Here is a 1687-nt window from a genome sequence, read left to right on the forward strand (position 1 = left end):
ATCCGGTACCAGCACCTCCACCGGGTTCTGGCCGAGGGCAATTTTGTGCTTTGTGCCAGCGAGGGCCGGTTGAACGGCGCCCATACCAGCTTCTATGACCTTTACCGTATTGAGTCCGGCAGGATCGCTGAACACTGGGACACGGTTGAGACCATCCCGCCGCGCAGTGAATGGAAAAATGATAACGGCAAGTTCTGACGCGTCCGCCTGCGCCGCCCTTTTCGTTCTGCGAGGTCCGGTCCTATACTGAGTGCCAGTTGGTTAATTGGCGGGAGGGTTACATGCCTGAACTGGAATTCTGGTATTCGATCGGCAGCACTTACAGCTACCTCACAGTGATGCGGATCACGGATGCGGCCGCCCGGGCCGGCGTGCTCGTGCGCTGGCGCCCCTTCAACGTCCGCCACGTCATGACGGTGCAGAACAACGTCCCCTTCAAGGACAAGCCGGAAAAGACCGCCTACATGTGGCGCGACATCGAACGCCGCGCGCAGCACTACGGATTTCATCCCAGGCTGCCGGCGCCTTACCCGCTGCCGGACTTGGTGCTGGCCAATCAAGTGGCCGCCCTGGGCGCGGCCGAAGGCTGGGGCCAAGCCTATACCCAGGCCGCTTACCGCTGCTGGTTTGAGGCCGGGCAGCCCGCCGGCGAAGACCCGAACCTGACCGCCAGTCTGGAGGCGTCCGGTCAGGATCCGGCCCGCGCGATCGCGGCGGCGCAATCGGAGCCGGTCATCCGGGCGCTGGCAGAGGCGACAGAGGAGGCTATGGCGCTAGGCATCTTCGGCGCCCCCAGCTTTGCCGTTAGCGGCGAGATTTTCTGGGGCGATGACCGGCTGGAGGACGCGTTGCTCTGGGCGCAAGGCGGCGGCTGAAACCGCACCTGCTGCTTCTTTCTGGGTTCAAATACTCGGGGGTGAGGGCCGTCCGGGAACGGGCCCGAGGGACCTTTCAGGCCCGAACGGGCGGCGCCCGATCTGTCAGGGCTGGGGTAAAGCCGCCTTATGACCTCAAAGCAGCGACAGAAAGGCCCGGATATTCTCTTGCGGAACCGACCAGTCGCAGACAAACCGGGCGGTGACCAGCTCATCTTCCGGCCCATGCAACGGCCCATCCCACAGATGATAGACCGCGCCCGCGGCAAACAGCCGCTGATGGGTGCTGCGGGGCAGGGCGGCAAAAATCATGTTGGCCTGGGCTGGATGGGTGAACCGGGCGCCCGCCGCTTGCAGCCCTTCGGCCAGCATCGCGCAGTTGCTATTGGCCGCACTGGCGTTTTCCAGCCACAGGTCATTGGTCAGATAGGCCAGCATCTGCGCCGACAGGTAACGGTGCTTGGAAAACAGATGCGCGCCGCGCTTGCGGCGGTACTCGAATTCCTGCGCGTGGCCGGGATCGAAGAAAATCACTGCCTCAACCCCCAGGCAGCCGTTCTTGGTGCCGCCAAAAGAGAGCGCCGACACGCCGGCCTTCCAGGTCATCTCGGCCGGCGTGCAGCCCAGAGAGATCAGCGCATTGGTGAACCGGGCGCCGTCCATGTGGACCGGCAGCGCGTAGTCGCTGGCCACGGCCCCCAGCGCTTCAATTTCCGGTACCGAATAAACCGTGCCGAGTTCGGTGACCTGCGACAGCGACACCGGCCCCCGCTGCGGCCCGTGGACACCGCGGACTTCCGCACCCTCAATCG

2 protein-coding genes and 1 pseudogene are annotated in these 1687 nt (G+C 64.4%); 2 read left to right on the forward strand and 1 reads right to left on the reverse strand.

The features are described 5' to 3' along the window. Positions 1–198, forward strand: a pseudogene (locus A2I95_RS35850) (hypothetical protein); the annotation flags it as partial. An 83-nt stretch (positions 199–281) separates the two neighbouring features. Beyond that, positions 282–875: a 2-hydroxychromene-2-carboxylate isomerase gene (locus A2I95_RS35855; protein WP_027258105.1), complete on the forward strand. Its 594-nt coding sequence runs from the start codon at positions 282–284 to the stop codon at positions 873–875. A 135-nt stretch (positions 876–1010) separates the two neighbouring features. On the opposite strand, the gene A2I95_RS35860 is transcribed toward A2I95_RS35855, so the two are convergent. Next, positions 1011–1687 (reverse strand): low specificity L-threonine aldolase (locus tag A2I95_RS35860; protein ID WP_291737299.1); only part of this gene is annotated, 677 nt, incomplete at its 5' end.

It is taken from the genome of Leisingera sp. F5 (assembly GCF_001593695.1).

Coding starts and splice junctions, on each gene's coding strand:
- A2I95_RS35855 (WP_027258105.1), top strand. CDS start 282: ATGCCTGAACTGGAATTCTGGTATTCGATCGGCAGCACTTACAGCTAC.